The 2,542-nt window shown below is 58.7% G+C and carries 3 protein-coding genes and 1 pseudogene; all 4 read left to right on the top strand.

The annotated features are described in order from the left end of the window. Window positions 1-343: 343 nt before the first annotated feature. Window positions 344-581: pseudogene (locus tag ACXJ7R_RS29795) on the top strand (IS1 family transposase); the annotation flags it as partial. After that, window positions 578-853 carry a hypothetical protein gene (locus ACXJ7R_RS29790; protein ID WP_457154949.1) on the top strand — a complete coding sequence of 92 codons (276 nt, stop codon included), beginning with the start codon at window positions 578-580 and terminating at the stop codon, window positions 851-853. The pseudogene ACXJ7R_RS29795 and the gene ACXJ7R_RS29790, both read left to right, overlap by 4 nt. A gap of 92 nt (window positions 854-945) precedes the next feature. Continuing rightward, window positions 946-1,401: a hypothetical protein gene (locus ACXJ7R_RS29785; RefSeq protein WP_457154948.1), complete on the top strand. Its 456-nt coding sequence runs from the start codon at window positions 946-948 to the stop codon at window positions 1,399-1,401. Beyond that, window positions 1,394-2,542, top strand: a 1,149-nt coding sequence (locus ACXJ7R_RS29780; protein ID WP_457154947.1) for an HlyD family secretion protein, incomplete at its 3' end; no start/stop codon positions are given. The genes ACXJ7R_RS29785 and ACXJ7R_RS29780, both read left to right, overlap by 8 nt.

The raw sequence follows: 2,542 nt of genomic DNA, 5'->3' as shown, positions 1-2,542 counted from the left end.
GCCCTGTGCTGCTCGCAGTCGCCTATGTGTTGCTCAATGACTGGCTGCACCAGCCCACAGTCGAAGGCGAGCCGCAGATTGAGGATCCGGCGCCGTGATTGCGGTTCCTGTTCTCGGCTGCTGGCGATGTATGCCTTGCGCTCCAGGCTCTAACCGCCTGTTCATAGTACAACATTCGGCCGCGAAGCGGCCGTGACGAGCGCGGTCAAAAGTTCGCGCTTTGTCGAAGTGGAATTGTACCGATTCCATTGATGAAGCCCAGCGACCCGCGTCTGCGACGGCAACCTAACTGGAGAAGGGAAGGCCGTGCCGGTGGCCGCGCCGACGTGCGGGCTGTGCTCATCGGGACACCCGCCTGACCAACGGCCTCTCAAAGAAGGTGGAAGCCCACGCTAACGCGATCGCGCTGCACTTCGTGTATTACAACTTCGTGCGCATCCATAAGACGCTGCGTGTTACGCCGGCCATGGCCGCTGGCGTGACTGACAAGCTTTGGGAATATTGTCGCGCTGATTGAAGCGAAGGAAGCTGAGAAGCCGACCGTGCGCGGGCCTTACAAGAAAAGGTATGAGACGACATGACGCCTCGCGAAGGGGAATACGCCGTCAAACTTCTGCTCTCTCGAAACGGAACCGAGTCGATTGTCAGGCTAAGCAATGGTGCCGCACTTCGGGTGTTGAATATTGTCCCCGGTCGTGACGCCGGAGACGAGTTCGACCACATATCAACCAACATTGCAGACGCGCATGTGGACCGCGAGAGCGACTTTTTCTATGCGTCGGAGGTGCGCGAGATTGCGACCGAAGACGGAACCGTGCTGTTTCGCTCAACAACTACTGAAATTTCAAACTGACCCACTACCCGTCCCTCCAAACCATCGACAGGCAATCTGGAGAATGGTACCTTGGCTGGGCTGGCCGTGAGAGTCTTTGTGGGAGAGCCGAAATGGCGGACACGATACATCCTGCGGCGATCGAGCATTTGCCGATCTTCGTCACTGCGCCCGGCCAGACCGATTGGCTGTTCAATGTGGTCGTCGTCCTGATTTTGGCAATGATCCTCATCATCGGCAATCTGTACTTTCAACTCCATGCCCTTCCGGAACGAATGGCGCATGGATCGAAAAAAGTGCAAATGGAGATTGTGGCTGTCCTTTGTCTGATCTCGCTTTTCACCCACAATCATCTTTTCTGGATCGCGGGTCTGTTGCTGGCGTTCATCGAGCTGCCGGATTTCAAGACGCCGATGTCTTCAATTGCACGCTCGCTCGAGAAACTGTCCGGACGCGATCCCGCCGCCGAGGAGCGGGCGGAGGAGCAGGGGGAAGAGCAGGCGATGGTGCAGCCTGGTCCCGAGCAGAAAATCGACACCGCGCGCATGGATGCTCTGAGCCATGTTTGAGCTAATTCTCTGTTCGTTGCTCACGGTCTTTCCGGACTATCTTTTCCGCCGTTATGTGCAAGGCAAGCGTATCGGGCGCGAGATCAACCTCTATACGATGTGGTACGAGTTGCGCTGGGGCATCACGGCGTGCCTGGTGCTGACCGTTTCGTTGATCACCCTCATTTTTTACTATCATCCTTCGACGACAAACGTCTCGGCGATATTCCGCACCGTTACCATCCTTCCCCAAACCACCGGCCGTGTTGCCGAGGTGTTCGTTGACGTTGGCATAAATGCAAAGGTCAAGGCTGGTGATCCGCTCTTTCGGCTTGACAGTTCCGAGCAGGAAGCCGCGCTCGAGACAGCAAAGCGCCAGATAGCCGAAGCCGACGCCGAGGCCACGGTGGCGCAAACGGACCTTGCAGCGGCGGATGGGCTCATCCAGCAGGCGCAAAGCGCCTACCAGCAGGCCTTGGACGAACTGGAAATGAAGCAGCAGCTGGTGAAAAAGGACGTCGTTTCGATTCGGGAGGTCGAGCGGCTGCAAAACGCCGTGGATGGTCGCAAGGGTGGTCTTGATGCCGCCGTCGCAAGCAAGCGGACCATCGAAACGAAGATCAGCTCGCTGCTGCCCGCCCAGAAGGCCAGTGCGGAGGCAGCACTTGCGCAGGCACAGGTCGAACTGGATAAAACCCTGGTTCGGGCCGGCGTCGCCGGAACCGTCCAGCAGTTCACGCTTCGGCCCGGCGATGTCGTAAACGCAATGGTGCGGCCCGCCGGCATCCTGGTCCCGGAAGACGCCGGACGTGGCGCCCTAATTGCCGGCTTTGGCCAGATCGAGGCGCAGGTGATGAAAGAGGGGATGATCGCCGAGGCCACATGCGTCGGCAAGCCATTTACGATCCTTCCCATGGTCGTGACCCAGGTACAGGATGTCATCGCTGCCGGACAAATCCGGCCGACAGATCAGCTTGTCGACGTTCAACAGCTTTCGAAGGGTGGGACGCTCACCGTCTTCCTCGAGCCGCTCTTCCCGGGGGAGCTCGACGGCCTGCCGCCGGGCAGCAGCTGCATCGCAAACGCATACACCAACAATCACGACGCGCTCGCGGCAAAGGACATCGGCACGCTCAATTGGGTGTTCCTGCATGTGGTGGAC

The organism is Mesorhizobium sp. P5_C1 (assembly GCF_054049815.1).
This window is presented reverse-complemented; position numbering and strand designations above follow the sequence as displayed.